This is a genomic window from Aquirufa sp. ROCK2-A2 (genome assembly GCF_054558485.1).
This window is the reverse complement of sequence record NZ_JBPXKA010000008.1, coordinates 70,682-97,105: the sequence shown is the minus strand read 5'-3', so window position 1 is coordinate 97,105 and position 26,424 is coordinate 70,682. Positions and strand designations below refer to the sequence as shown.

General features: G+C 36.5%; 24 protein-coding genes. 14 read left to right on the top strand and 10 right to left on the bottom strand.

The window, feature by feature from the left end; all coding sequences use genetic code 11:
• Window positions 1–408 (top strand): VOC family protein, encoded by a 408-nt coding sequence (locus tag V7S76_RS10690; protein WP_459510097.1) that lies wholly within the window; start codon window positions 1–3, stop codon window positions 406–408.
• Between the two features lie 544 nt (window positions 409–952).
• Here the strand turns inward: V7S76_RS10690 and V7S76_RS10685 are convergent.
• Window positions 953–1,537 carry a methylated-DNA--[protein]-cysteine S-methyltransferase gene (locus V7S76_RS10685; RefSeq protein ID WP_459510096.1) on the bottom strand — a complete coding sequence of 195 codons (585 nt, stop codon included), beginning with the start codon at window positions 1,535–1,537 and terminating at the stop codon, window positions 953–955.
• A gap of 243 nt (window positions 1,538–1,780) precedes the next feature.
• Here V7S76_RS10685 and V7S76_RS10680 point away from each other — a divergent pair, with 243 nt between their 5' ends.
• From V7S76_RS10680 to V7S76_RS10635, 10 genes are all read left to right on the top strand, one after another.
• Window positions 1,781–3,199, top strand: coding sequence for an anthranilate synthase component I family protein (locus V7S76_RS10680; RefSeq protein WP_459510095.1), 1,419 nt, complete (start codon window positions 1,781–1,783; stop codon window positions 3,197–3,199).
• A gap of 5 nt (window positions 3,200–3,204) precedes the next feature.
• The gene (locus V7S76_RS10675; RefSeq protein ID WP_459510094.1) at window positions 3,205–3,768 is read left to right on the top strand and encodes an anthranilate synthase component II; all 564 of its coding nucleotides are present in this window, start codon (window positions 3,205–3,207) and stop codon (window positions 3,766–3,768) included.
• Window positions 3,769–3,771: 3 nt separating this feature from the next.
• Complete coding sequence (gene trpD / locus V7S76_RS10670; protein ID WP_459510093.1) at window positions 3,772–4,761, top strand: anthranilate phosphoribosyltransferase; 990 nt, start codon at window positions 3,772–3,774, stop codon at window positions 4,759–4,761.
• Between the two features lie 2 nt (window positions 4,762–4,763).
• On the top strand, window positions 4,764–5,549 hold the full coding sequence (gene trpC, locus V7S76_RS10665) for an indole-3-glycerol phosphate synthase TrpC (RefSeq protein ID WP_459510092.1): 786 nt from the start codon (window positions 4,764–4,766) through the stop codon (window positions 5,547–5,549).
• A gap of 1 nt (window position 5,550) precedes the next feature.
• Complete coding sequence (locus V7S76_RS10660) at window positions 5,551–6,180, top strand: phosphoribosylanthranilate isomerase (RefSeq protein ID WP_459510091.1); 630 nt, start codon at window positions 5,551–5,553, stop codon at window positions 6,178–6,180.
• A gap of 3 nt (window positions 6,181–6,183) precedes the next feature.
• A complete protein-coding gene (gene trpB, locus V7S76_RS10655; protein WP_459510090.1) occupies window positions 6,184–7,383 on the top strand; it encodes a tryptophan synthase subunit beta in 1,200 nt (399 codons plus the stop codon).
• Window position 7,384: 1 nt separating this feature from the next.
• Window positions 7,385–8,161 (top strand): tryptophan synthase subunit alpha, encoded by a 777-nt coding sequence (gene trpA, locus V7S76_RS10650; protein WP_459510089.1) that lies wholly within the window; start codon window positions 7,385–7,387, stop codon window positions 8,159–8,161.
• A gap of 1,467 nt (window positions 8,162–9,628) precedes the next feature.
• Window positions 9,629–12,229, top strand: a complete 2,601-nt coding sequence (gene clpB / locus V7S76_RS10645) for an ATP-dependent chaperone ClpB (RefSeq protein ID WP_459510088.1) — start codon at window positions 9,629–9,631, stop codon at window positions 12,227–12,229.
• Window positions 12,230–12,494: 265 nt separating this feature from the next.
• Window positions 12,495–12,752 (top strand): type II toxin-antitoxin system Phd/YefM family antitoxin, encoded by a 258-nt coding sequence (locus V7S76_RS10640; RefSeq protein ID WP_459510087.1) that lies wholly within the window; start codon window positions 12,495–12,497, stop codon window positions 12,750–12,752.
• Window positions 12,743–12,997 (top strand): Txe/YoeB family addiction module toxin, encoded by a 255-nt coding sequence (locus V7S76_RS10635; RefSeq protein ID WP_459510086.1) that lies wholly within the window; start codon window positions 12,743–12,745, stop codon window positions 12,995–12,997. Before V7S76_RS10640 ends, V7S76_RS10635 begins: the two co-directional genes overlap by 10 nt.
• A gap of 136 nt (window positions 12,998–13,133) precedes the next feature.
• Here V7S76_RS10635 and V7S76_RS10630 read toward each other — a convergent pair whose 3' ends face one another.
• From V7S76_RS10630 to V7S76_RS10605, 6 genes are all read right to left on the bottom strand, one after another.
• Window positions 13,134–13,931: a TIGR00266 family protein gene (locus V7S76_RS10630; protein WP_459510085.1), complete on the bottom strand. Its 798-nt coding sequence runs from the start codon at window positions 13,929–13,931 to the stop codon at window positions 13,134–13,136.
• A gap of 20 nt (window positions 13,932–13,951) precedes the next feature.
• Window positions 13,952–15,427: an aldehyde dehydrogenase (NADP(+)) gene (locus V7S76_RS10625; RefSeq protein WP_459510084.1), complete on the bottom strand. Its 1,476-nt coding sequence runs from the start codon at window positions 15,425–15,427 to the stop codon at window positions 13,952–13,954.
• Window positions 15,424–16,266: a fumarylacetoacetate hydrolase family protein gene (locus tag V7S76_RS10620; protein WP_459510083.1), complete on the bottom strand. Its 843-nt coding sequence runs from the start codon at window positions 16,264–16,266 to the stop codon at window positions 15,424–15,426. The genes V7S76_RS10625 and V7S76_RS10620 overlap by 4 nt, the downstream gene beginning before the upstream one ends.
• A gap of 150 nt (window positions 16,267–16,416) precedes the next feature.
• Window positions 16,417–17,442: a virulence RhuM family protein gene (locus V7S76_RS10615; RefSeq protein ID WP_459510082.1), complete on the bottom strand. Its 1,026-nt coding sequence runs from the start codon at window positions 17,440–17,442 to the stop codon at window positions 16,417–16,419.
• An 80-nt stretch (window positions 17,443–17,522) separates the two neighbouring features.
• The gene (locus tag V7S76_RS10610; RefSeq protein WP_459510081.1) at window positions 17,523–18,311 is read right to left on the bottom strand and encodes a Fic family protein; all 789 of its coding nucleotides are present in this window, start codon (window positions 18,309–18,311) and stop codon (window positions 17,523–17,525) included.
• Window positions 18,312–18,350: 39 nt separating this feature from the next.
• Complete coding sequence (locus V7S76_RS10605; protein WP_459510080.1) at window positions 18,351–18,935, bottom strand: IMPACT family protein; 585 nt, start codon at window positions 18,933–18,935, stop codon at window positions 18,351–18,353.
• A 57-nt stretch (window positions 18,936–18,992) separates the two neighbouring features.
• Here V7S76_RS10605 and V7S76_RS10600 point away from each other — a divergent pair, with 57 nt between their 5' ends.
• The 3 genes from V7S76_RS10600 to V7S76_RS10590 all read left to right on the top strand — a co-directional run bounded on the left by V7S76_RS10600 (window position 18,993) and on the right by V7S76_RS10590 (window position 22,518).
• Window positions 18,993–20,549, top strand: coding sequence for an NFACT RNA binding domain-containing protein (locus tag V7S76_RS10600; RefSeq protein ID WP_459510079.1), 1,557 nt, complete (start codon window positions 18,993–18,995; stop codon window positions 20,547–20,549).
• Window positions 20,550–20,684: 135 nt separating this feature from the next.
• The gene (locus tag V7S76_RS10595; RefSeq protein ID WP_459510078.1) at window positions 20,685–21,800 is read left to right on the top strand and encodes an AAA family ATPase; all 1,116 of its coding nucleotides are present in this window, start codon (window positions 20,685–20,687) and stop codon (window positions 21,798–21,800) included.
• Window positions 21,801–21,867: 67 nt separating this feature from the next.
• Window positions 21,868–22,518, top strand: coding sequence for a hypothetical protein (locus V7S76_RS10590; RefSeq protein ID WP_459510077.1), 651 nt, complete (start codon window positions 21,868–21,870; stop codon window positions 22,516–22,518).
• A 327-nt stretch (window positions 22,519–22,845) separates the two neighbouring features.
• Here the strand turns inward: V7S76_RS10590 and V7S76_RS10585 are convergent, their stop codons facing one another.
• From V7S76_RS10585 to V7S76_RS10575, 3 genes are all read right to left on the bottom strand, one after another.
• Window positions 22,846–23,637 (bottom strand): abortive infection system antitoxin AbiGi family protein, encoded by a 792-nt coding sequence (locus V7S76_RS10585; RefSeq protein WP_459510076.1) that lies wholly within the window; start codon window positions 23,635–23,637, stop codon window positions 22,846–22,848.
• Between the two features lie 287 nt (window positions 23,638–23,924).
• Complete coding sequence (locus tag V7S76_RS10580) at window positions 23,925–24,974, bottom strand: DUF3644 domain-containing protein (RefSeq protein ID WP_459510074.1); 1,050 nt, start codon at window positions 24,972–24,974, stop codon at window positions 23,925–23,927.
• Window positions 24,975–25,136: 162 nt separating this feature from the next.
• On the bottom strand, window positions 25,137–26,396 hold the full coding sequence (locus tag V7S76_RS10575) for a restriction endonuclease subunit S (RefSeq protein WP_459510073.1): 1,260 nt from the start codon (window positions 26,394–26,396) through the stop codon (window positions 25,137–25,139).
• Window positions 26,397–26,424 lie beyond the last annotated feature (28 nt).

Here is a 26,424-nt window from a genome sequence, read left to right as displayed (position 1 = left end):
ATGAATCAGCAATTTTTCCAAATGGCTTTGGTGGTAGCAGATTACGATGAAGCTATTTCTTTTTATACCCAAAAACTGGGATTTGAATTGATCGAAGATACGGTGTTAAGTCCCATCAAACGTTGGGTTGTCATACAGCCTAAAGGAACCTCCGGCGCTCAGCTATTATTGGCCAAAGCGAGTGGAGAAGAGCAAGTTTCACGAATAGGTAATCAAACGGGAGGCCGAGTTTTTTTGTTTATGCACACAGACGATCTCGATCGGGATTATCAAAATTTAATCGCGAATAATGTTCAAATTATCCGAGAACCTAGCCAGGAAGAATTTGGCAAGGTATTGGTCTTCGCCGATTTATATGGCAATTTATGGGATTTGATTGAGAGGGGAGAGGTAGAAGGTAATAGGTAAAAGGTAGAAGGTAATAGGTAAAAGGTAGAAGGTAATAGGTAAAAGGTAATAGGTATTAGTTGTTAGTTATTAGGTATTAATGTGAATTAAGGGTTAAAATATCCAATTTGCACTTTTCTTTTACCGCTTTTGGCTTCGACTCAGCCAATGCTAATTATTCTTTTTTAGGACTTATTTACTGCTAGTTAATGCAAGACGAATCAATTTAATTATGAATTATGAGCGTTTTTTAAAATTCATAACTCATCATTCATACCTCATCATTTATTTCGTTTCTTTCGTCGGATTAACCGCAAATTCATTTATAAGATCTAAAAATAAATAACGTTCACTGATCTCGGTTACTTAGCTTGCCGATTATTGTTACTGATCTTGCCGAAGTATCGAAGCCAAAAGCTGTAATTAAGAGATTAATCATTGGAAATTTCAACCCTTATTTCGCATGAATAGGTTGGGAAGAGGTAAAAGTATTAGAATTCATTTTTTTACTTAGAAAATTTAAATTGTTTTCAGTTTGACTAAATATAGTAAACTGATCATTTTTCTAAATGCCAAAATTTGTTTCCCAGGCAATAATAGCGGCTTTTTTTTCAATGCCCCATTTGAATCCACCCAATTTTCCACTGGCTTGAACCACTCGATGGCAGGGGATTAATAAGGCAATCGGGTTGGAACCAATGGCGGTTCCGACTGCCCGTGAGGCTTTTTCATTTCCTATTTTTTGAGCGATAACCCCATAATTGCTTAATTTTCCAAAAGGAATATCTAGCAAGGCATTCCACACGTTTATCTGAAAATCAGTTCCCTTGATATGCAGTTGAATGATTTTTGATAGGGACTTACCAGTTAAAAATTCCTCAATAATTTTAGATTGTTCATTTGCCTGATGAATAAAATAGGCTTCGGGGAATTCTTTTTTTACTAATTCGATTGCATTGTCTTCATTGCTGATGATGTCTATTTGGCAAATGCCTTTATCCGTGGAGGCAATGAGTAATTTGCCCATAATGCTATCTAAAATTTGATAATTGATCTGAAGGTTTTTTCCATTTTTCCCGGATTCTCCCTCTGTTAATCGGGTTATTTGAATGAAGGATTTCGAAAGAGTAGAATTGATGTTAGTAGTCATGTTTATTCGGAAAAGTCTGATTTGGGGACAAAATTGTTTTTTTTCTTATTTAATTTTTGAATTTAGCCCAAAAAATATACATTTGCATCAAATAATTAAAATATGAACAAAGCAACATACAACAAAAACTGGTGGCAAGGGTAAAAACCCCTGAACAGTTTTGCTGTGTGTGTACATGATATGTTTTACTCAAGGCTTGCTGTTCCCAGTAGGCCTTTTTTATTTATTTTGATTTTCTGAAGCATGTCAACTAAACATATATTTCCCATTTCGACCTCCCGAAAACGCTCATTGGCGGATACCTTGACGCCCATTGGGATATTCTTAAAGATTCGTAAGAATTTTAAGAATTCGGTCATTTTAGAAAGCGCTGATTACCATGGAAAAGAACACGGTTTTTCGCATATCGCTTTTGATCCAATTGCTAGTTTTGTCTTAAATGACCAAAAAGTGACGCAAGTATTTCCTGATGGTAGTACTGAATCCTTTACGTTAGCACATAGCAAAGATGCCATTTCTGCACTAAAAGCTTTTGCTGATCGTTTTGATTTTACCCCTGAACCTGGAGATTCGCCCATGGCCAACGGATTGTTTGGGCATATTTCATATGATGCGGTTACCTACTTTGAGGATATCCATATTCAAGCAAAAAATTCTGAAACTGAAATTCCTTCCATCCGCTATTATGTTTACCGATACGTGGTAGCCATCAATCATTTTAATAATCAGATGACGGCTTATGCGCATAGTTACAATGGGCAAGTGCCTAATTTAGATACGATTGATTATTTATTGGAAATGCCTCATTATACTTTGGAGCCTTTTCAAACCATTGGCGAAGAAGAAACGAATTTGTCGGATGACCAAACTCGAGAAATTGTCGAAACGTGTATCAAACATTGTTTGAGAGGTGATGTATTCCAAATAGTTCCTTCTCGCCGTTTTAGTCAAAAATTCAAAGGGGATGATTTCCAAGTTTATCGTGCTTTACGTTCGATCAATCCTTCCCCTTATTTGTTTTATTTCGATTATGAAAATTATCGAATTTTTGGAGCCTCGCCTGAAAAGCAAATTAAAATAGAGGGGGATGTGGCCGAAATTCATCCAATTGCAGGTACATTCCGCCGTTCGGGGGATGATGAACGTGATGCTGAATTGGCGAAAGCTTTGATCGAAGATCCCAAAGAATCAGCGGAACATGTGATGTTGGTTGATTTGGCACGAAATGATTTAAGTAGAAGCGCAAACAATGTGAAGGTTGAAACGTTTAAAGAAGTACAGTTCTTTTCACATGTGATCCATTTAGTTTCCAAAGTGACTGGAACTTTGCAAAAAGGCGTAAATCCTTTGCAAATGGTGGCTGATACTTTTCCGGCAGGAACCTTGAGTGGAGCGCCAAAGCACAATGCCATGACAATCATTAACAGATTAGAACCTACAAATCGCCATATTTATGGTGGCGCAATTGGTTTCATGGATTTTAAAGGAAATTTTAATCATGCGATTGCGATTAGAACCTTTTTGAGCAAAGGAGAAACGTTGTTTTTCCAAGCTGGAATGGGTGTTGTAGCCAAATCGGTAGTGGCAAGTGAAATGCAAGAAATACATAATAAATTAGCGGCTCTCCGTAAGGCATTGGAAGTGGCTCAAACCTTAGATTAAGCAAGATGAAAGTATTAGTGATAGATAATTACGATTCCTTTGTGTACAACTTGGTCTATTTATTAAAAGAGATCGGGGCAGAGGTAGATGTGTTTAGAAATGATAAAATACAATTGGAAGAAGTAAAAGCATATGATCATATTTTACTTTCTCCCGGACCAGGTATTCCTTCGGAAGCAGGAATTATGTTGGATTTGTTGAAGGAATATGCTACCAGCAAACGTATTTTGGGCGTATGCCTTGGGCATCAAGCCATTGCTGAATCTTTTGGTTCACAATTACAAAATATGGGTGAGGTCTTGCATGGTGTAACCAGCGAATGTGTCGTTACGGATCCCAATGAAAAGTTATTTCAAGGTATTCCAAGTAGGTTTGAAGTTTGTCGTTATCATTCTTGGACGGTTGTTCCAAGTACAATGCCTAGCGATTTAAAAATTACGGCTGTCGATGATAAAGGCTTTGTTATGGCAGAAGCACATCAAAAATTTGATGTTAGAGGCGTACAATTTCATCCGGAGGCATATCTAACCCAACACGGATTACAGATGATTAAAAATTGGATTAAATAAGAAATGAAAAATATATTAGCTAGAAGAGTTTTAGGGGAGTCGCTTTCAGAAATGGAAGCGAAAGATGTTTTGTTGCAAATTGGTCAAGGTGGATCTAACCCGAGTCAAATTGCTGCATTTTTAAGTTCTTATTGGTATAATCCGATTCAAGTACAAGAACTTAAAGGGTTTGTGTCGGCCATGTTAGAACTGGCGGTGAATGTTGATTTGGCGGAATTTGATGCCATGGATGTGTGTGGTACGGGAGGTGATGGAAAAGATACATTTAATATCAGTACGACTTCTGCTTTTGTGGTTGTGGGTGCTGGTCAGAAAATAGCAAAACATGGGAATCATGGGGTATCTTCCGCGGTGGGATCATCAACGGTTTTAGAGTTTTTGGGAGTAAAATTTAGCAATGATCCTAAATTTTTGAAGCGTAAAATGGAAACGGCAGGAATATGTTTTTTACATGCTCCCTTGTTCCATCCAGCGATGCGTTACATTGGCCCGATTCGGAAGGAATTGGGAATGAAAACGTTCTTTAATTTATTAGGACCCTTATTGAACCCTGCTAACGTCACCAAACAATTAACAGGTGTTTATGCTCCTGAAATTTTTGATTTATTTGATGGTTTTTACAAGGATAGTGGCAAAAAATACGGAATAGTTTATGCTGAGGATGGTTATGATGAAATATCCTTAACCAGTAACTTCCGATTAGCCACTCAAGAAGGACAAAAGATATATTCTCCAAGCGATATCAATTGTGAATATTGTCAACCTGCTGATTTAGCTGCCGGAGATTCGGTAGAGCAATCGGCGGACATCATGTACAAAATTTTACAAAGAGAAGGGACGATTCCCCAAACGCAAGCCGTACTTGCCAATGCAGGTGCCGCTTTAATGGTAGCCGGTAAAGTGGACAATCTTTCGGATGGATATTTGATGGCCCAGGAATCGATTGAAAGTGGGAGAGCATTCCAAGTGTTCAAGAAATTTATAATGGATTAATTATGAGTATTTTAGATACAATTATAGCTTCAAAATGGAAGGAAGTGGCTGAAAAGAAACAGCAATTTTCTATCAAAGAATTAGAAATGAAGGATTTTTTCGCAAGAACTTGTCATTCTTTATCTCTTTCTTTGACACAACCTGCGTCCACTGGAATTATCGCTGAATTTAAAAGAAAATCGCCTTCCAAAGGAGTCATCAATGATCGTTTGACGGTTACTGAAGTAACTCAATCGTATGTAAAAGCTGGCGCCGCTTGTCTATCTGTGTTAACAGATGAACCTTTTTTTGGTGGAACCTATGCAGATTTTAATGAAGCCAGATTGGCTAATCCTCATACTCCCATTCTTCGTAAGGATTTTATGGTTGATGAATACCAAATTGTGGAGGCCAAGTCGATGGGTGCAGATGTGGTTTTGTTAATTGCGGCAGCCTTAAGTCCTGAAGAAATCAAAACACTTGGGACCTTGGCTCGTTCCTTAGGTATGGAAACTTTGTTGGAGGTGCATGATGAAGAGGAGTTGAATAGAAGTTTAGGGGATTACATCAGTTTGGTCGGAGTTAATAATCGTAATTTGAAAAATTTTGCTGAACAGAATGTGGAGGCATCAAAGGTTTTGTCGGCCAAAATTCCAGCCTCATTCATCAAAATTTCGGAAAGTTGTATTTCAAGCGCTTCGATTATTAGTGAATTAAAAACGTATGGCTACAAAGGATTTTTGATTGGGGAAAGCTTTATGAAAACCAATGATCCGGGGAAAGCTTTGAGTGAATTTTTGATCCAATAAGATGAAGTGGAAAATATGTGGCATGCGGGAAACATTGAATTGTGAACAGGTCGCTGTTTTTCAACCTGATTTTATGGGCTTTATTTTTGTGAAAAAATCGCCTAGGTATGTAGGTGAGCATTTTGTGATACCGAATACATTACCCAAAACAATCCAAAAAGTTGGGGTTTTTGTGGATGAGATCGTAGAAAAAATAGCAGAATTGGCTATTTCTGCGGGGTTTGATCATGTTCAATTGCATGGGAAGGAAGATTCAGAGATGATTGATCAATTGAAACAAAAGGGTTTAAAAGTTATCAAAGCAATATCTGTGGCTAGTCAAACCGACTTACATGAATTAACAAGTTTTGCCGTTTTACCAGATTATTTTTTGTTTGATACCAAAAAAGGGAATGAAGTCGGGGGGACAGGTGAACGTTTTGATTGGAGTATTTTGGATTCTTATGCCTTGGATGTGCCATTTTTTTTGGCGGGAGGTTTGGATGCCTCGGGAACGGAGGAGGCCGTAAAATTAGCACAAAAGTTACCCTTGTATGCCTTGGATTTCAATAGTAAATTAGAAGTTAGTCCGGCGATAAAGGATGTAGAAAAAATAAAAGAAGTAGCAAATATTTTAAACGATAAAAGATAGTATATGTCTAGCTCAGAAGTTTCGTTTCATGTGGATGAACGTGGATATTATGGCGATTTTGGTGGTGCTTTTATCCCCGAAATGCTTTATCCGAATGTGGAGGAATTGCGTGAAAATTATTTGAAAATAATGGAAGATCCTGGTTTTCAATCAGAATTTCATGCATTGTTAAAGGATTATGTGGGCCGACCAACTCCGCTATTCAAAGCTGAGCGTTTGTCTGCAAAATACCACACTCAAATTTATTTAAAGAGAGAGGATTTGTGCCATACAGGAGCGCATAAAGTGAATAATACCATTGGGCAAATTTTGGTTGCAAAACGTCTTGGGAAGAATAAGATTGTGGCGGAAACGGGTGCTGGTCAGCATGGTGTAGCCACAGCTACGGTTTGTGCCTTAATGGGTTTAGAGTGTATCGTTTACATGGGTGCTATAGATATAGAAAGACAAGCGCCCAATGTTGCTAGAATGCGTATGTTAGGTGCACAAGTCATAGCAGCTGAATCGGGTTCTAAAACCTTAAAGGATGCCACCAATGAAGCTATGAGGCATTGGATTAATCATCCGGTGGATACTCATTATATTATCGGATCAGTGGTTGGTCCTCATCCATATCCTGATATGGTAGCCAAATTCCAGTCGGTTATTTCGGAGGAAATACGTGTTCAATTGAAGGAGAAAATAGGCAGAGATTATGCGGATTATGTGATTGCTTGTGTAGGTGGAGGATCTAATGCAGCGGGTGCTTTTTATCATTTTTTGGATGAGCCAAGAACGGCTTTGGTTGCGGCAGAAGCTGCTGGTCAAGGAGTTAGCTCGGGTCATTCTGCGGCAACTACTTTCTTGGGTAAACCGGGAGTTTTGCATGGTAGTAAAAGTATCTTGATGCAAACGGAAGATGGGCAAGTGGTAGAACCGTATTCAATTTCTGCCGGTCTGGATTATCCTGGCATTGGCCCATTACATGCTCATTTATTCAAAACAGGGAGAGCTCGATTTTTTGATATTACCGATGATGAAGCATTGGAAGCTGCATTGGAATTAAGTATGTTAGAAGGGATTATCCCGGCCCTGGAAACCGCACATGCTCTGGCTGTGTTGGAAAAATTAGGGGCTAAAGAAAATGAAGTGGTAGTGATCAATTTATCGGGAAGAGGTGATAAGGATTTAGCTACATATATCAAAAGATTAAATTTAATTTAAGATGAATCGTATTTCAAAGGTTTTTCATGAGGCAAATGGCCCCATATTAAATGTTTATGCAACGGCTGGTTATCCACATTTGGATGATACCATGAGCGTTTTGGAAGCTTTGCAAGAAGGAGGTGCCGATATCATTGAAATTGGAATGCCCTATTCAGATCCTGTGGCAGATGGCGAAACCATTCAGCTGGCAAATCAAGTTTCTTTGGATCATGGAATGACGGTTGGTTATTTGTTTGAGCAACTAAAAGATATGCGTAAATCGGTGCATGTGCCTATATTATTGATGGGTTATGTGAATCCAGTATTGCAATTCGGGGTAGAAAAATTTTGCCAAAAATGCCAAGAGGTAGGAGTAGATGGACTGATTTTGCCTGATTTGCCTTTGGCAGAATATGAGTCGGAATACAAGGCTATTTTTGAAGCCAATGGCTTATTCAATATATTCTTGATCACACCACAAACAAGTGATGCTCGGATTCGCCAGATTGATGAAATCAGCCAAGGATTTATTTATATGGTTTCCTCTGCTAGTACTACTGGTGCCAAAACAGGCATAAGTGATGTGCAAGAAGAATATTTCAAGCGTATTGCTTCCATGAATTTAAAGAATCCCCGACTTATCGGATTTGGTATTTCGGATCGTAGTTCTTTCCTAAAAGCATCAGAAGCCTCCTCCGGGGCAATTATTGGTAGCGCTTTTGTGAAATTATTATCTCAAAGTAAAAATTTACGTGAAGACATTATTGATTTTGTGAAGAAGATTAAAAGTTATTAGTGATAAGTGATTAGATATTAGTTTTTGAAATTTACCTATTACCTCCTTCATTATTATCTCAACTTCCGATTTCGCATTGCAATTTATTGGTTTATTTATTATCCATGGCATTTCTTTTTTTGAGAAAAAAAGAAACAAAAAAACTTATTTTCTTCCAGTTAATCCAAGACGAATCCGTATGCGGCCCGATTTGCACTACTCTTTCGGCTATTTTCTTTGACGCTGACGCACATCGCCCATGCGCATTGTCAAAGCTCCGCCTACCGCTTCGCTCAAATCTTTCGTCGGATTAACCGTTAGTATCGAGATATAATTAGCTTTCAGATCAAACGATTTTGTGATTACAAACAGTGGCTGTACGTGGTTGCTGAGCCTGTCGAAGTATAGAAGCCCAAAGCGGTAAAGAAAGAGATTAATCATTGGAAATTTCAACCCAGAATTCGCATTATTACCTATTACCTTTTACCTATTACCTAAAAATGCCATTTATTGGCTAATTCTTTATCCATGGCATTTCTTTTTTTTAGAAAAAAAGAAACAAAAAAACTTATTTTCTTCCAGTTAATCCAAGACGAATCCGCAAGCGGCCCGATTTGCACTACGCTTTCGGCTATTTTCTTTGACGCTGACGCACATCGCCCATGCGCATTGTCAAAGCTCCGCCTACCGCTTCGCTCAAATCTTTCGTCGGATTAACCGCAAATTCCTTTATAAGTTCTAAAATAGAATTAATAGATTTTTCTTAGCTCGGTTCCTGAGCTTGTCACAGGAAATTTCAACCCTTAATTCGCATTAATACCTATTACTTTTTACTAATACCTAATACTTATTACCTAAAACCTATTACCTAATAACTAATACCTATTACCTAATACCTATTACCTAAAAATGCCATTTATTGGCTAATTCTTTATCCATGGCATTTCTTTTTTTTAGAAAAAAAGAAACAAAAAAACTTATTTTCTTCCAGTTAATCCAAGACGAATCCGCAAGCGGCCCGATTTGCACTACGCTTTCGGCTATTTTCTTTGACGCTGACGCACATCGCCCATGCGCATTGTCAAAGCTCCGCCTACCGCTTCGCTCAAATCTTTCGTCGGATTAACCGCAAATTCCTTTATAAGTTCTAAAATAGAATTAATAGATTTTTCTTAGCTCGGTTCCTGAGCTTGTCACAGGAAATTTCAACCCTTAATTCGCATTATTACCTATTACTTTTTACTAATACCTAATACTTATTACCTAAAACCTATTACCTAATAACTAATACCTATTACCTTTTACCTAATACCTATTACCTTTTACCTATTACCTATTACCTATTACCTTTTACCTAATACCTATTACCTATTACTTTAAGCTGTCTTTTTGTCCACAATTCGCTCAATAATCGCTATTTTACTGCCAATTTTTCCGAAAAATTAGCTTGGATGATGAATTGCACGTAAGGGTTTCAAATGATTTATTATGAACCCGAATAATTACACATCACAAGCAGGATTGGTTATTCAAAATGCGATGGAATTCGCTAGTTCAAACGGACAGCAAGCCATTGAGACCGGTCATTTATTGCAGGCTATTTTGCAAGATGATACACAAACTTCCTCCTTTTTATTGAAAAAATTGGGTGTTACAATTCCTCAAATTCAAGAGAAATTGAAGCCTGTTTTATCCAGTTACCCCAAGGTTTCAGGCGCTCAACCCTACGCAAGCAATAGTTTGCAGGCTGCACTGACTCGTGCGGATAAGTCGATGAATGATTTTGGCGATACTTATGTGAGTGTCGAATTATTATTTCTATCCTTATTGGATGGAAATGATTCCGTAGCCGATTTGTTAAAGTCGCTAGGATTAAATGTGAAGAATTTTAAAAATGCTATTGTTGAACTTAGAGGAAATAGAAAAGTGAACGATCCACATGCAGAAGGTACTTACCAATCTTTGGAAAAATATGGTAAGAATTTGAATGAATTAGCAAAAGCAGGGAAAATTGATCCTGTGATTGGTCGTGATGAAGAAATTCGTCGTGTGTTACAAATTCTGTCTAGACGTACCAAAAACAATCCTATCTTATTGGGAGAACCGGGTGTCGGCAAAACGGCAATTGTAGAAGGTTTGGCACAAAGAATTGTTTCAGGTGATGTTCCTGAGAATTTGAAATCGAAAATTGTAATGTCTTTGGACATGGGTTTGTTGGTGGCAGGTGCTAAATACAAAGGGGAGTTTGAAGAGCGTTTAAAAGCAGTTATCAAAGAGGTGACGGATTCCAACGGAGAAATCGTTTTATTCATTGATGAGATTCATACCTTGATTGGTGCTGGGGGCGGAGGCGAAGGAGCGATGGATGCTGCCAATTTATTAAAACCCGCTTTGGCTCGTGGTGAATTGCATGCGATTGGTGCCACTACGTTGAAGGAGTATCAAAAATACATCGAGAAAGACAAAGCCTTGGAGCGTCGTTTTCAATCGGTGATTGTGGATGAACCCGATGTTACTGACGCGATTTCTATCTTAAGAGGTATCAAAGATAAATACGAATTACACCATGGAGTTCGTATTCAAGACGATGCAGTGATTGCGGCAGTTGAATTGTCGAATCGATATATTTCTGACCGCTTTTTGCCTGATAAGGCCATCGATTTAATGGATGAAGCAGCGGCTAAAATGCGTTTGGAAATTGATTCTGTTCCAGAAGAAATTGATGACATCCAACGTAAAATCATGCAATTGGAAATTGAACGAGAAGCGATTCGCAGAGAAAATAATAAAGAAAAAGAAACGATTTTGAGTCGGGAATTAGCTGACTTGTCTGAAAAAAGGGATGCCTTAAAAGGCCGATGGCAAGCGGAAAAAGCGGTCTTAGACAATATTCGTAAAGAAAAAGAGACGATTGATAAATTGAAATTAGAAGCTGAACAAGCGGAACGACAAGGTGATTATGGCAAGGTAGCTGAAATTCGATATGGCCGTTTGGTGGAATCTGAAGCCAAATTAAAAGAATTGCAAACGCATTCTGCTGGCGAAAATGGTATGTTGCAAGAAGAGGTAACGGCTGAGAATGTGGCGGAAGTAGTGGCTAAATGGACCGGAATTCCCGTGAGTAAAATGCTTCAAACCGAGATTGATAAATTGTTGCATTTGGAAGATGAATTGCACAAACGGGTGGCTGGCCAAGATCAGGCGATTGAGGTGGTATCCGATGCGGTTCGTCGTTCAAGAGCGGGTTTGCAAGACCCGAAACGCCCAATTGGTTCCTTTATCTTTTTGGGGACAACGGGCGTTGGTAAAACGGAATTGGCTAAATCGCTAGCGGCTTATTTGTTCAACGATGAAAATGCGATTGTTCGAATTGACATGTCAGAGTACCAAGAAAGACATGCGGTAAGTCGCCTGATTGGAGCGCCTCCGGGATATGTAGGTTACGATGAAGGTGGGCAATTGACAGAAGCTGTTCGAAGAAAACCGTATTCAGTGGTATTGTTGGATGAAATTGAAAAAGCCCATCCAGATGTTTGGAATATTTTATTGCAAGTTTTGGATGAAGGCCGATTGACGGATAATAAAGGAAGAACGGCGAATTTCAAAAATACCATTATCATCATGACTTCGAATATTGGCTCACATTTGATTCAAGAAAAGATGTCACAAATGGAAGGATGGAACAATGCGATCATTTTGGAAGAGACCAAAGAAGAGGTGATGGCCTTGCTGAAACAACAAGTTCGACCAGAATTCTTGAACCGTGTGGATGAGGTGGTTTTGTTCGAGCCTTTAACGGAAGATCATGCCAAACAAATTTTGAGTATTCAGTTTAAGGAAATTCAAAAACGTTTAGCGGAACAAAATATTACCTTGGATGCAACGGAAGAGGCATTAAGCAAATTAGCCAAAGAAGGTTTTGATCCTCAATATGGTGGTCGTCCGATGAAAAGAGTATTGCAAAGGGCTGTTTTAAATGAATTGTCTAAATCGATTTTGTCAGGTAAAATCCAAAAAGATTCTGCCGTTTTGATGGATGTGGATAAAGAAGGAAATTTAATTTTCGAAAATGTGATTGTTGAAATTTAATTTTTTAAGCTATCCTCCTTTTGGAGGGCTTTGTGATCCTTGTGTTAGAATGGTATGGTTGTTTTAACACAAGGGCACAATGTTTTCTCTCCTCTCTTTTCCTTTTTTCTCTCTTCCGAATTAAAAATTATCCCCATCCATCATTTTATCAAGATTTTGATAATCCCCTGAAGAGTTTTGCTTTCATGATTGAATCTCGTTAGATTTGACCAATTTTATTTTGAACATAAATAGTTACATTTGTATGTACTTAAATATGTTCATTATGATCGTCACTAATATGTCAGATTTTCGAAATAATATGAAAAAATACCTTGACCAAATCACTCAAGATCATGAAACACTTATCATGAGTCGAAGTAATGACCAGGCTGTTGTCATGATTTCCTTAGAAGAATATAATGCTATTCAAGAGACTCAGTATTTACTCTCAACAAAAGCTAATAGAGAACATTTATTAACGTCGATGGAAGAATCCAAAGGTTTGACTATTACAAAAAATGTGGAAGATTTATGCGATTAATTTTCAGCAAGCAAGCCTGGGAAGACTATCAATATTGGCAAGAAAAGGATCAGAAATTACTTAAGAAAATCAACGATTTGTTAAAGGAAATTTCAAGAGATCCAGATTCCGCTTTGACGAAAGCTGAATCTCTGAAATATGAATTATCTGGATTTAAGTCTCTGAGAATAAACAAAGAACATCGTTTGGTATTCAACTATTTGAACCCTGATTTATTTATAATAGCTTGTAGATTTCATTATTAAATCTTTGGTAAATGAAAGATGCCCTCCGCCTTCGGTTCCGTTCAGGCATCGGTCTTTACTTCTCTCTTCCTCGGTTGCTGAGCCTGTCGAAGCATCTCTCTTCTCTTTTCCCGTTTTTTCTCTTCTTTCTTCCCATTTAAAAATTATCCCCATCCATCATTCGACCCAATCCACCTAACAAGCTACCTTCTTCTTTGCCACCACCAGACATATTGGGAGCATTGGCTAAAATTCTTCCGGCAAGTCTACTGAATGGAAGCGATTGCACATAGACTGTTCCAGGGCCCCTCAAAGTAGCATAAAATACGCCTTCTCCTCCAAACAACGTGTTTTTTATTCCACCGACAAATTCAATATCAAAATCAACGTCTTGCGTATATCCAACCACACAACCGGTATCAATGCGCATTACTTCTCCAGGTGCCAAGGTTTTTTTAGCTAACGTTCCTCCGGAATGGATAAAGGCCAAACCATCTCCTTCAATTTTCTGCATGATAAATCCTTCTCCACCAAATAAGGCCCGTCCTATTTTTTTGGAAAATTCAATGCCGACAGACACCCCTTTGGCCGCGCATAAAAAGGCATCTTTTTGACAAACAAATTTGCCATTGTATTCCTTTAAATCGATGGGAATGATTTTTCCAGGATAAGGAGAAGCAAAGGATACTTTTTTCTTACCATAACCTTGGTTTTGAAAGGCGGTCATGAACAAACTTTCCCCTGTCAAAACCCGCTTTCCGGCATTTAATAAACTGCCTAAAAAGCCTGATTGCTGTGTGCTTCCATCGCCAAAAATGGTTTCCATTTTGATGCCATCTTCCATCATCATGAATCCTCCAGCTTCTGCAATGACAACCTCCTGTGGATCTAATTCGATTTCCACATATTGCATTTCTTCTCCAAAAATTTGATAATCTATTTCGTGTGCGTTCATTATTGTAAAAATGTATGTTGTTAGGTAAAATTTTGAAAACAAATGGGTCTTGTGAATCGATAAATGGCCTGTGTTCCTACCGATGTACTTCTTGCATCACTGGTGGAAGGGAATGGTCCCCCATGCACCATGGCTGAAGAAACTTCCACTCCAGTTGGAAAACCGTTCAATAAAATTCTACCCACTTTTAAACTTAACTCTTCGTTTAGCTCAGGAAATGCAGCAATTTCCGCAGCTGTTCCTTGAATGGTTCCTGTTAATTGCCCAGGTAGTTTCTCAATCAATTTCAGCATCTCGGCCTTATCTTCTGCCACGATGGCCAATGTACTAGGTCCAAAAACCTCCTCTAAAATTTCAGGATGTTGGATGGCATCTTGAGCACTTGCAGAAAATAAGCTTGGCGAAGGAATGGACGATTGGGTTAATCGCTTTACCACTGAATGTTGATTCAAATGCTCACTTCCTTGTTGATAAGCATGGGCGATTCCTTTGGTTAAAAAGGAGCCTAAGCTAATTTGATCCAATTGTTGAGCCAATTGATCCAAAAAGCCAATGTCTGATTTTTCTATAATTAGCAATCCTGGATTGGTGCAAAATTGTCCTACGCCAAGGCAAACCGATTGGCTCAAGGCATTGGCTAAATTTGCGCTTTCTGTTTGTAATTTTTCCGATAAAAGTACTACAGGGTTCACGCTGCCCATTTCCGCATAAACGGGAATAGGAATATCTCGCTTAACACCTAAATCAAAAAGTGCTTTTCCGCCTCGATAAGATCCCGTAAATGCTACTGCCTGGATTCCTGCATGTTGGACTAAATAACCTCCGATTTCATGACTCGTTGCATGAATCATGGAGAAAATTCCCTCAGGCATTTGGGTAATTTGTGCTGCTTTTTGGATGGCTCTACCCACCATTTCACAAGTATTAGGGTGAGCAGGATGGGCTTTGAAAATCACGGGACAACCAGCAGCTAAAGCGGAAAGTGTATCTCCACCAGCGACTGAAAATGCCAATGGGAAATTACTTGCACCAAAAACAGCCACAGGACCCAAAGCGATTTGCTTTTGTACCAAACGTGGTTTGGGCAATGGTTGTCTTTCTGGCATGGCTTCATCCACGATTTCTTTTTTCCAAGAAGCCTCTTTGATAAAATTGGCAAATGCCTGAATTTGCCCTGTTGTACGGCCTCTTTCGCCGGTAATTCTAGGATTCGGTAAGGCTGTTTCTAAACAAGCCATATCGATTAGGTCATCGCCAATGGCCATGATTTCCACCGAAATAGCTTCTAAAAACGCAGCTCTTTGTTCATCGGAAATTTTCAATAATGCTCGGAAAGCTATTTTAGCCAAAGCAATGGCTTCGTCTACTTCTTCAGTTGTCGATTCATGAAAATGGGTCGGAAGTACATTCCCTGTTGCCGCCTCTATTCCTTGGAATGTTTTGCTTCCTTTTTTGGAAAAATGATTTCCAATAATTTGTTCTCCAGTTAAATTCATTTTGCTACGATTTGCACTAAGGTTCCTATGGGTTCAATTTGTATCTCAATTCGGTCTCCAGCTTGAAGCGTAAATGGAGGATCTGGTACGATGCAAGTTCCAGTCATTAAAAATGCTCCTTTGGGGAAGCTTAATTCTCTTGTTAGGTATTCCACAAGTTCCGTATGCGTTCTTTTCATTTGAGAAATTTGGGTATCTCCTTGAAAAACTTGCTCTTTGTCTCTGAAAATACGCATATCAATCACCGTTTCAGCAGCAATTGGATTTTCTGTAATCAATAAACAAGGTCCAATTCCCGCACTTCCGTCATAGACTTTCGCTTGTGGTAAATACAAAGGATTTTCTCCTTCTATGTCGCGACTACTCATGTCATTTCCAATGGTATATCCAGCTAGTTGTCCAAAAGCGTTAATGAACAAAGTCAGTTCAGGTTCTGGAACATTCCAAGCAGAATCTTTTCTGATTCGAACTTCTCCGCCATTCCCAACGGCTCTATGCGCATTTCCTTTGTAAAATATTTCAGGTCTTTCCGCCGAATAGACTTTGTCGTAAAATGTATCACCGCCAGATTCCTTCGATTCTTCCATTCTCGCTACTTTGCTTCGCAAATAGGTTACGCCCGCCGCCCAAATTTCTTGTTGGTGAACAGGATGCAGAATTTCGTATTGATTAAAATCGACTTCCGTTCCCCGCTGAAATTCAGATTGGCAAGCCGAAAAAAGGTCTTTTTGATTGATAAAATCATCCCAAGCTAAGGTATGATGAAAGACTGATTTGTCAGAACTGCTAGACTGAATAATGTGTCCATGGGGTGTGCGGTATAATTTAAAATAATTCATTTTGATAGGTTTAAATTTAACTCACGCTCAGCTTAGCCGAGTGTGCAATATGGCAAAAATAGGCTGTTTTTTGTATCATTAACCACATTCGGCAAATGACGAGTGCAAGTTAACTGTTTTCCAAAAATATCTCTTGGAGATTTTATTACCTTACCTAGATTGCTCATTTATTTTTTTAATTTTAGGATTTTTCTCAATTAGTTCAATTGTTTTTTCAAAATCGTCAGGTTGCTTGTCTGAATTGGCAATTGTTTTAATTCGATATTTATCGTATTCGTTTTCGGCAAAATTTGTTGCTAATTGGTTAGAAATTCTTCCTGCATCCTTCAAAATTTCCCGATCGTTTAGCGATAAAAAACCATGTAGCTTCTCTATCCAATCGTTCATATACATCGGTGTCCTTCGCATTGCCTGACCCGTTGCGAATATAAGATATTGTTCAATTAAGTTATTTAATGCTGCTAATTCTTCTTCCTTCAAATAGTTTTTGGCAATCGAAACATCTTGCTTTCTAGGTTTTACGCCTCTCCAACTTGTCAAGCCCATGTTGGGTTTTTCACTGTCGGCCCTGTTTTTTATTATTTCGGCTGCAGTTTGGCCCGTAATAGCCCAGTGCATTTTATTTTGAACAGTTTTAAAAAACAGGATACTTGTCTCTTGTGTTGGATCGTAATCAACGCTGGTAGCGTATATGTCCGTTATTTTTTGATAAAAACGTTTTTCAGAAGTTCGAATATCCTGAATTCTTCTGAGCAATTCGTCAAAATAATCGAATGGGACATCAGGGTTTTTTAATCTCTCATCGTTTAATACAAATCCTTTTACTATATATTCTTTGATATGCTGAGTTGCCCAAATCCTAAATCGTGTTGCTACATTCGATTTTACTCGATAACCTACAGATATAATTGCATCTAAATTATAATATTCAATATTCCTGTTGACTTCTCTGTTCCCCTCTTTGCGAACTATTAAGAATTCCTTAATAGTTGCCTCTAGGTTTAATTCACCTTCTTCAAAAATATTTTTGAGGTGCATATTAATGTTTGGTACTGAGGTTTGAAACAATTCAGCCATTGATTTTTGAGTAAGCCAAACGGTTTCATTTTCGAGTCGTACATCTATTTTAATTTGCCCACTCTCTGTTTGATAGATTATGATCTGCGAATTATTCATTTATCGAGCTATTTTTTAATACCTTTTTTTAATTCTTTTAATGGATTTCATTTCTCCACCCATATGGCTCATACTTTGTTTTATCCTTTGTATTTAATCGAGCTGGGGAGCATTAGTAGAAACGGCAAAGCTTTGCAGTAATCCAATTCAGGATATTCTAAACCCAATGCACGAATGTTCTTGTAATAGGTTTGATGTTGCTCATAATAGTTTCTTTCACTGGGAACAAACCTTGCTTTTTCTCCTAATTTTTGGCCCAAAAACCACTTTTCTAAAAGCCGTCCGCATCTCCCGTTTCCATCATTCCAAGGATGAATTTTAACGAAAACCAAATGAATCATAGCCGCAAAATAGAAAACCTCCTGTATGGTTAATGCTGTTTTCAAAAGCAATGCTATGTCATGGTAAAATTTTTCCATTTCGTTTTTCAATTCAGAAGGTGTCGCAGCTACATATTCAATTCTTCCATCGGCTGTGCTAACATACATGTTTTGCGTTCTCAACTTACCTTGTTGGTTTTTAGCAATTAGGTGTTTGCTCAAAAGTTGATGAGCTTCGCTAATGTTGTCTTTGTTTAGCACATTTGTTTTTGCAAAAGTGTAAGCTGTATACAGGTCGTCAATTTTTTGGGTGTAGTCGGGTAAAAATTTTATACCCATTTTTTTATGCTTGATGTAGCTGTCCAACTCAATATTTTCACCTTCAATTTTGCTTGAAAAAACCGATGCCACCGAAGTATAAAAACTAAAAATGTCCGTTGAAATTTCGGCGTCAACCAATTTGTCAAAGTTGTTTGGCAATTCCTTATCAACTTGATCGCAATACTGCTCCAATAAATTATCCTGAATTATTTTTAAGTCTAATTTCATTTTGCTGCTAATTCATTTCGTTTTCTAATTTAGTGGATTTTAAATATAATCCTTTAATGCTGAAAAAACGATATCCTCATCGCTTAATTTAAAGCTTAGTTCGAAGAGGCAGGTATTATTGATTTTTTGATTAATAATTTTAATGGGTTCTTTTTTACAAATTTTCATGACATCATTAAGTCGAAAATAATCAAACTCTATTTGAATGATTTTTTCAGGCTCTTTGAGATAGATATTTTCCTCTTTCAAAGCATCCAAACTTGCTTCTTTGTAGGCATGAATGAGCCCAGGAACACCCAGTAAAGTCCCCCCGAAATAGCGAACAACTGCTACGAGTGAAAAGTGTAAATTTTTGGAAATGATGGTATTCAAAATGGGTTTTCCCGCACTTCCTGAAGGTTCGCCATCGTCATTGGAACGAGCTTCTTCGGCAGTATTTCCCAAACGATACGCGTAACAAACATGCCTGGCTTTGGGATGTTCAATTTTCAATAGCGCTATAATTTCCTTGATTTCTTCCACATCTTTTACGGGAAAGCTGTAAGCGATGAATTTACTTCCTTTATCTTTGTACAAGCCTTCTCCGCTTTCTTTTAAAGTTAAATAGGAAGTCATGGTGTTCATTCAAAGATTGTTTGGCACAAATTTAGGCTTAAATTTCAATAGTACTTTTCAAAAAACATGCATAATAATTATTATTTCTTGAGGGTTTTGGCCAATGAGTTGAGGCAAAAGCTAATGTATGCCCGATTGAAGCAATGTTTTTCGCAGGAAAAGGATGAATTGGTCTTGGGTTTTGAAAGGCAAAATGGAGATGATTTTTGGATCAAATGCTGTTTGGGTTCGCAATTTTCTACTTTGCAATTTCCTGAATCCTTTCATCGGGCGGGTCGTAATTCGGTCGACTTGTTTTCTGATCTGTTATTGGCAGAGGTGCAGGAGGTGCAAATGTATGAGAATGAGCGGGCTTTTTCTTTGCATTTTTTAGGTTCTTATGTCTTACTTTTTAAAATGTTTGGGAATCGGGCAAATGTGGTTTTGTTTCAAGACGACACCTTTGTATCTACTTTTCAAAAACGTTTGAAGAAAGATGAATCTCTTGATTTAGCTTCCTTGGACCGACCATTGAATCAACGTTTTGAGAATTTTGTGGATCATGATTCTGAATACAAAGCGCTATTTCCCACTTTTGGAAAAGAATGTCAGGCATGGTTAGCGCAACGGAATTTTGAGGATTTGAATTCAAGTGCCCGTTGGCAATTGTTGCAAGACTTGTTGGAAGAATTAAATGCTTCTACTTTTTATATTTATGAACACGAAAAGGGAATTACTTTTTCGATGTTAGCGCCTCAGGGTTCCATTTTATGTAAAACAAGCGACCCTTTGGAGGCACTGAATCAGTTTTATTATTTTCATTGGTCCATTGGCGAATTTAAAAAGGAGAAAAGTCAGATAAAGGCGGCTTTAGAAAAGTCCTTTTTACGGGCGAAAATGTACCGTGAAGATTTAGTCAAACAAAAGACCATCCGAGAAGGAAATGTAGCTTTGGATGAAATCGGACATATTTTGATGGCCAATTTACATGCCATTCCTTCTGGTGTGGGACAAGTAGAATTACTCGATTTTTATCGAAATGAGCCGATTCGGATTAAGCTAAAAGTAGGTTTAAGTCCTGTTCAAAATGTGGAGAATTATTACCGGAAAGCTAAGAATTTTTCCAAGGAATTAGCCAATTGGGAGGCAAAATTGGAGGCAAAAAGTAGGGAGATTTTGGACATGGAAAAGGCCTTGATGGAATTGGACGCGGCTCAAAATAAAAAAGAATTAAAGCCATTTTTGAAATGGATGAATGTGGAAAGTGGTGCAAAATCGAGTCAGGAAGAATTGCCCTTCAAAGAATTTATCATCACCGGTTGGACGGTTTGGGTGGGTAAGAATGCCAAAAATAACGATTTATTGACCTTGAAATATGCCAAAAAGAATGATTTGTGGCTACATGCTAGAGATGTTTCCGGCTCACATGTGGTGATACGTAATCCACAAAACCAAACGGTCCCCAAACACGTCATTGAGCAAGCCGCCAGCATAGCGGCTTATTATTCCAAACGCCAAACAGAAACCCTTTGTCCAGTAATCGTTACTCCCAAAAAATATGTCCGTAAAACCCGCGACTTACTCCCTGGGCAAGTGATAGTAGATAGGGAAGAGGTGGTGATTGTTAGGCCGGGGGTGGGATAGTCATATTGTTTTAAACAATTTGATATAAAATTGACCCGAGGAAATTGATTTATTTTTAATCAAGTCTTTAATTTAGCCGTAATTTTTTTACGGCTAAATTAATATGACTATATTTGATTTAAAATTTTTCAAATTATGGTACGAAAATTTAAGGTTTCAAACTTCAAAAGTTTCGAAAATGATTTTGAATTGGACTTAACTGATACCAATGGGTATGAGTTTAATAAGAGTTCAATTAAAAATGGAGTAGTGAATAATGCTATTATTTATGGCAAAAATGGTGTAGGAAAATCAAATTTGGCATTTGCCATTTTTGACATCATCGAACATTTAACCGACAAACAAAGAAACGAAAGTCTTTATAAAAATTATTTGAACGCTTATAGTGATGAATTGGAAGCGACCTTCTATTATGAGTTTTTAATAAATTCTAAAATTGTTATATACGAATACAAAAAGTCAGATTATAAAAATCTGGTTTTTGAAAGGTTGGTAATAGATGGAGTTGAATGCGTTTATTTTGACCGGAGAAGTAACAAGAGTGCAAAAATTGATTTAATCGGAGCGGAGAATTTGAAAACTGATATAGATAATTCTGAATTATCTATTTTAAAATACATTAAGAATAATACGGATTTAGATATAAACATTACCAATGGTGTTTTCAGTGCAATGTTTATCTTTATTGAGAAAATGTTGTATTTCAGGTCTTTACAAGACAGATTTTTCTTAGGATTTGACGTTGCAAACAAGTCAATCTATGAGGATATTGTCAAAAAAGATAATTTGAAAGACTTTGAAGAATTCTTGAATAAAGCTGGTATCGAATGCCAATTATCAATTGTTGATTATTTAGGTAAAAGTTCGATTGCTTTTACTTTTAATGGGAAACAAATTCCCATTTCTGAAATAGCTTCTACGGGTACTCAATCATTATCCTTGTTTTATTTTTGGTTTCAAAGTTTGAATGAGGCCTCCAAAGTTTCCTTTTTATTCATTGATGAATTTGATGCTTTTTATCATCATGATTTATCCGTCTTGATTGTTGAGAAATTAAAGCAAACAGGAGTTCAATTTATTTTGACTACGCATAATACTTCGGTTATGACTAATGATTTATTAAGACCTGATTGTTATTTTACTATGACAAAAAGCAAAATTAAATCATTCTCTAATAGTACACACAAAGAACTTAGAGAAGCACATAATTTAGAAAAAATGTATATTTCTGGTTCATTTGATGTCTCATAAGATTCTTTTTATTTTCGAGGGAGTTAAAACTGAAAAGCATATTTCAGATAATTTGATTCAATTTTTTTTGAACGAAAATACTGTTGTAACCTGTGCATATTGCACAACTATATATAAAATGTATGGGGAGATTTCAGCGGACCCAGATCTAGATACTTTTAATTTAATTAAAAATGTTCCAATTAATTTTGAAATTCTGAAGGATTTTAAGCGTACTGATTTTGCAGAGATTTATCTATTTTTTGATTATGATGGCCATGTATCTAATGCAGATGATCAAAAGCTTCAGGATTTACTCTCGTTTTTTACTGAGGAAACGGATAAGGGAAAATTAATGATAAGTTACCCGATGGCAGAATCCTTAAGGCATATTGAAGATTTACAGACATTTGAAAATCTTACAGTTGATATCAACCAACTTTCAACATATAAATCTCTCACAACTCAATTGGGAATAGTTGATTTTAAACATTTCAATGATTATACCCTCCAAACTTGGACTATACTGATTGATTTACATCTAAAAAAGATGAATTACATAGTTCTTAATTCATTTCAATTTCCTGAAAACCACGCAGATCAATTGACCTTATTTTCTAAGCAAAAAGAAAAGTATATTGATTTGAATAACTCCGTGGCTGTATTGAGTTCTTTCCCTGTTTTTTTATTTGATTATTATGGGAATGGAAACTTGAAAGCTAAACTTCAGATTTTTTAACCTCTTATCATTCAAAACTTACTTGTAAAAAATTAGATTTTTTTACAAGTAAGTTTTTGTTATTGTAAAAAACGGTAAAAAATTACAATAGTAAACTTGTTGTTGTAATTTTAGTCCTTGAAACAAAATACATCCGCAAAACCCGCAACCTACTTCCTGGGCAAGTGATAGTAGATAGGGAAGAAGTAGTGATTGTGAGGCCGGGGGGGCTAGTTTTCCTTAACTTTTTTCGATTTTTTCTTTTACATTGTTGTTATTATAAATTTTACAAGAAAACCGATAAACCATAACACCCAACATTCAGCAAAAAGCTTTTTGAAAGATGATTTAAAATTCATCAAATGAATGTCTCGATTTGTCGTAATAAAATTTTATATTATTTACATCTTTATCTGTTTTATTATATAAAAACTTTAACTTTTCCTTGAGAACTTTTTCTTCATATTGTGTTTCAATTACAAAATATTCAATGTCGTCAAAATCAAATTTTAAATAATAATTATGAGCTAAATTGTTTGCTGAATTTTTATTATCATTACGCGCAATAAATGGTTCGATAGTATCATTTCGCAAGACTATTCTCCACTCACTTTCACAACCAAAACAATAGTTGTTGTCGATTACTTTATTCTGCCTAATTAATTGACCATAGAAATTTTTACTATAGGATGCTATTTCCATTATATGTTTGTAATACTTATTTGTTTTACTTAAAAGTTGTCCATTAATACTTGATTTTATATCTTCAATAGGAACATTCGTTAAATCATCAAAACCTTCAATAAGAATCTTTGTTAATTCTGAATTTCTCTCAAAATATAGAACTGGGCTTAATTTATTTTTTATCGCCCAACTTTTTTTCATTGCAATACTTGAATGACCATAAGACCTAAGAATGAAAATTGCTTTATCCCAACACAGGTCTGAAAATGAAATAATAGGGTAAGAAAAAACAACATTTCGTTTTTCGTCTTCAAGCATTTCTGTACAATATGAAAATCTAAATCCTTTTTCAAGGATTTTTGCGATAGTATCTATACTATCGCAAACGTGAATTAAAGGATATTCAAGAGAGTAGTTGTATGTGTTTGCAAGTCCTTCGTCTATATAGTAATCCATTAGATATGGTACTTATTTAGTGATTTAAAATTCGGTTTTTTGGGGTTTGTGAGTTGGTTATATTTTTGAACTTTAGTAAAATGTCTAATAAAAAAAGCTTCCATATAAACGAACTCAAAAATTTCATATGAAACACTGAATGCACATTTCTATCAAATCAGTGAATTTTACAAGCTTGTTATCCGATGGTCTCTTTATAAATATTGTGTGCCATTGTCGTATTGTGTTTAGGTGGTTTATTTTTTTTAAAGGTTGAAATTTCTTGAAAATCATGTCTATGTTGGATTTTATCTTTCATTCCAAATTTCATCAATCGATTTTGTTTTAAGTTTTTCCTTTATTGTCGTAATTGCTTTTTGTGAATACCTGTCAAAGTGCACATTGCCAACTTTTAAATGTTTAAAACAATCGGAATCTTCTTTTATTCTGAAATATTTCACCGTAGCAGTTGTCTTTGGGCCGGTTAAGCCCAATTTGGCAGCTAATTGGTTTCTGCCAAGATTATAAAAGTCAAGTTCATTAATGCGTTTTATTGCTAATACTCCTGCCCCTGGTGTTCCTTCTGGAACAATTGTTACGGGAACGCCTTCAGATTTGGTAATTCTTAAATCTAACGTCGGGCCATATCCATTTTGGGTAAAAGACAAGGTTGATACACTTGGGAATAGTTGTTCCCAATTAGTTGATTTTGAAAGTTGTTTAGTCAATTCTTTCAATTCAGTTTCAGATGGTTGAGATTCATTACCTTGAATTGCATTTTCCATTATTGATAATGCTCTCATTTTTTCTGTGGCTTCAAGTTGCTTTCTACTTTTTGGTGCTAGAAGTTTTTTGATTTCTTGTATTTCTGTACTGAAAAACGCTTGAATATCCATTGGTGGAGTAGTAGAAAGTGGTAAAACTCTTACTGGTAAATAGGTCTTTAAATCAATGTTGAAAACCTGTTTAGTAATATCTCTAAAAAGCGTCAGGCCAGTTTGAGCTTGGAAATATAAATTCTGCTCCGACATTTCAAGAGTGTAATGCTGTGCAGCATCTCTTAATCCATTAATGGTCTGTAAAGTTAATACGTCTGTTTCAGCTAGAAACTTAATTGAATTATCGCTAAATCCCTTACGAACACAAGCACTAAACCCTATGGTTTCTTTTGCCCCCCTTTCTATGATTTTTCCACCTTTATGAATGATACTTGCTTTGAGTAACATTTCAAATGAGTGGTCCATAAAAATTAAAACACCATGTACTCTTCCACAATTATTTGGACGATTAAAAAGTTCAATACTCAATGTCAATGAGTCAATAGCTTTTTGATATAGATGTTTTGCTTCCTTTCTCATGCTTTAGTTATATATCTTACTTCTTTTTTTATCCCCTCCATCACCCTCACCTGCCCATTCATCAACTGCCTAATCTATAATTTATTTGATTCCTCTTGTTGTATATATATAGCATTTCATTTTTCCTCTCTCAAATTCATAGTAATCATTTAATCACAAAAATCACAGTTCAGACACCCTCACCTGCCCATTCATCAACATAGGCAATAGCCAATCACGCAGTTCGGTGAGTTTTATATTTTCTAGCTCTAATTGATTTTGTTTTTCAAATGAGGAATTAATCGCAGTGTGATATTTTTGTAAAATGATATTTGTTGGTTTAACTACCTTCAATGAGAATAGATCATCTTTTGTAATTGATCCAAATGTAGTTCCATCGACATTTCTTCTATCAAATATTTGTTTGAGATTTACCATTACGCCAAATAAATATCCAACACAATTATCCTTGCTATTTAAAGATGCTAAACCACGACCAATACAACAATCTTCCTTAGCAATATTCAATGTTCCTACTGGAGCACGTACACTTAATAAAATATCTCCCACTTTTGCAAAACGTGTCGGTTCCGTAGTGAATTTCCTAATGGTAGGAAAACGATTTCCGAAGTCCGTGCAACCCTGATAGAATATCATTCCATCTCCTTCTTCATTATACGATTCGCCAGGAGGCGATTGTCCCATAGTTATGTTCGCAATATCTTTCAATTCACCACCTTCCCACCCCTCCGGAATCTCCCTTTTCAAACCTTCATTCCAAACCATTTTACCTCCAGTGCTTTTGTAGGGCTTTCCATTTGCATTTGGAAAATCAAACTGCACAAACCAATAATCATAAAGCGTTTTTGCCATAGCTTCTAACTCGGCATTGATGCGGTTGTTGAGTTCGATTTTGGAATCTAATGCGGAAAGTAACTTACCGACATTAACTTGTGTTAATCTATCCGGCAACTCAAATTCAATATTTTTAATCACTTCTAATGCGGGAAAATTCGGAATTGTTGAATCTCCTGAGCCTGAAGTAATTCTCCTAGAGATTAACTCCTTAAATAGATAAAAGAAATAATTATCATCAATAATATCATTATTAAGCCTAATTCTTAATAATGCCTGATTAATTATTCCCTTCTCAAATGGTGCTTTAAGTTGATAAATTGCACCCATATTTACTCCAGAGCATGAAATAAGAAAATCCTTGTCTTCAACAGAAAATTTATGAAGTTTAGAAAGATAATCCTCTTCTGAAATATAATATCTTCCTATTGATTTGTCTGAATTCAAAACTACACCTTGTTCATATACCTTGTAGGTGTCGTTACTCTGTTTAACGAAAATTTCTTTTTTCAAATCACCGCCAAATGGCCCTCTCAAAAACCCCTTTTTGTCAATTACAACATCCTTAAATTTGAAATTCTTATTCATACCTCAACCCATTTAATTGTTTCCAAAT

Excerpts from the sequence above, each read along its gene's own strand:
- trpD (WP_459510093.1), top strand. The coding sequence starts at position 3,772 with ATGAAAAATATATTAGCTAGAAGAGTTTTAGGGGAGTCGCTTTCAGAA.
- V7S76_RS10610 (WP_459510081.1), bottom strand. The coding sequence starts at position 18,311 with ATGAAATTAGACTTAAAAATAATTCAGGATAATTTATTGGAGCAGTAT.
- V7S76_RS10615 (WP_459510082.1), bottom strand. The coding sequence starts at position 17,442 with ATGAATAATTCGCAGATCATAATCTATCAAACAGAGAGTGGGCAAATT.
- V7S76_RS10660 (WP_459510091.1), top strand. The coding sequence starts at position 5,551 with ATGAAGTGGAAAATATGTGGCATGCGGGAAACATTGAATTGTGAACAG.
- V7S76_RS10635 (WP_459510086.1), top strand. The coding sequence starts at position 12,743 with ATGCGATTAATTTTCAGCAAGCAAGCCTGGGAAGACTATCAATATTGG.
- V7S76_RS10595 (WP_459510078.1), top strand. The coding sequence starts at position 20,685 with ATGGTACGAAAATTTAAGGTTTCAAACTTCAAAAGTTTCGAAAATGAT.
- V7S76_RS10600 (WP_459510079.1), top strand. The coding sequence starts at position 18,993 with ATGCATAATAATTATTATTTCTTGAGGGTTTTGGCCAATGAGTTGAGG.
- trpA (WP_459510089.1), top strand. The coding sequence starts at position 7,385 with ATGAATCGTATTTCAAAGGTTTTTCATGAGGCAAATGGCCCCATATTA.
- trpB (WP_459510090.1), top strand. The coding sequence starts at position 6,184 with ATGTCTAGCTCAGAAGTTTCGTTTCATGTGGATGAACGTGGATATTAT.
- V7S76_RS10585 (WP_459510076.1), bottom strand. The coding sequence starts at position 23,637 with ATGGATTACTATATAGACGAAGGACTTGCAAACACATACAACTACTCT.
- V7S76_RS10580 (WP_459510074.1), bottom strand. The coding sequence starts at position 24,974 with ATGAGAAAGGAAGCAAAACATCTATATCAAAAAGCTATTGACTCATTG.
- V7S76_RS10575 (WP_459510073.1), bottom strand. The coding sequence starts at position 26,396 with ATGAATAAGAATTTCAAATTTAAGGATGTTGTAATTGACAAAAAGGGG.
- V7S76_RS10605 (WP_459510080.1), bottom strand. The coding sequence starts at position 18,935 with ATGAACACCATGACTTCCTATTTAACTTTAAAAGAAAGCGGAGAAGGC.
- V7S76_RS10680 (WP_459510095.1), top strand. The coding sequence starts at position 1,781 with ATGTCAACTAAACATATATTTCCCATTTCGACCTCCCGAAAACGCTCA.
- V7S76_RS10630 (WP_459510085.1), bottom strand. The coding sequence starts at position 13,931 with ATGAACGCACACGAAATAGATTATCAAATTTTTGGAGAAGAAATGCAA.
- trpC (WP_459510092.1), top strand. The coding sequence starts at position 4,764 with ATGAGTATTTTAGATACAATTATAGCTTCAAAATGGAAGGAAGTGGCT.
- V7S76_RS10690 (WP_459510097.1), top strand. The coding sequence starts at position 1 with ATGAATCAGCAATTTTTCCAAATGGCTTTGGTGGTAGCAGATTACGAT.
- V7S76_RS10620 (WP_459510083.1), bottom strand. The coding sequence starts at position 16,266 with ATGAATTATTTTAAATTATACCGCACACCCCATGGACACATTATTCAG.
- V7S76_RS10685 (WP_459510096.1), bottom strand. The coding sequence starts at position 1,537 with ATGACTACTAACATCAATTCTACTCTTTCGAAATCCTTCATTCAAATA.
- V7S76_RS10675 (WP_459510094.1), top strand. The coding sequence starts at position 3,205 with ATGAAAGTATTAGTGATAGATAATTACGATTCCTTTGTGTACAACTTG.
- clpB (WP_459510088.1), top strand. The coding sequence starts at position 9,629 with ATGAACCCGAATAATTACACATCACAAGCAGGATTGGTTATTCAAAAT.
- V7S76_RS10625 (WP_459510084.1), bottom strand. The coding sequence starts at position 15,427 with ATGAATTTAACTGGAGAACAAATTATTGGAAATCATTTTTCCAAAAAA.
- V7S76_RS10640 (WP_459510087.1), top strand. The coding sequence starts at position 12,495 with ATGATCGTCACTAATATGTCAGATTTTCGAAATAATATGAAAAAATAC.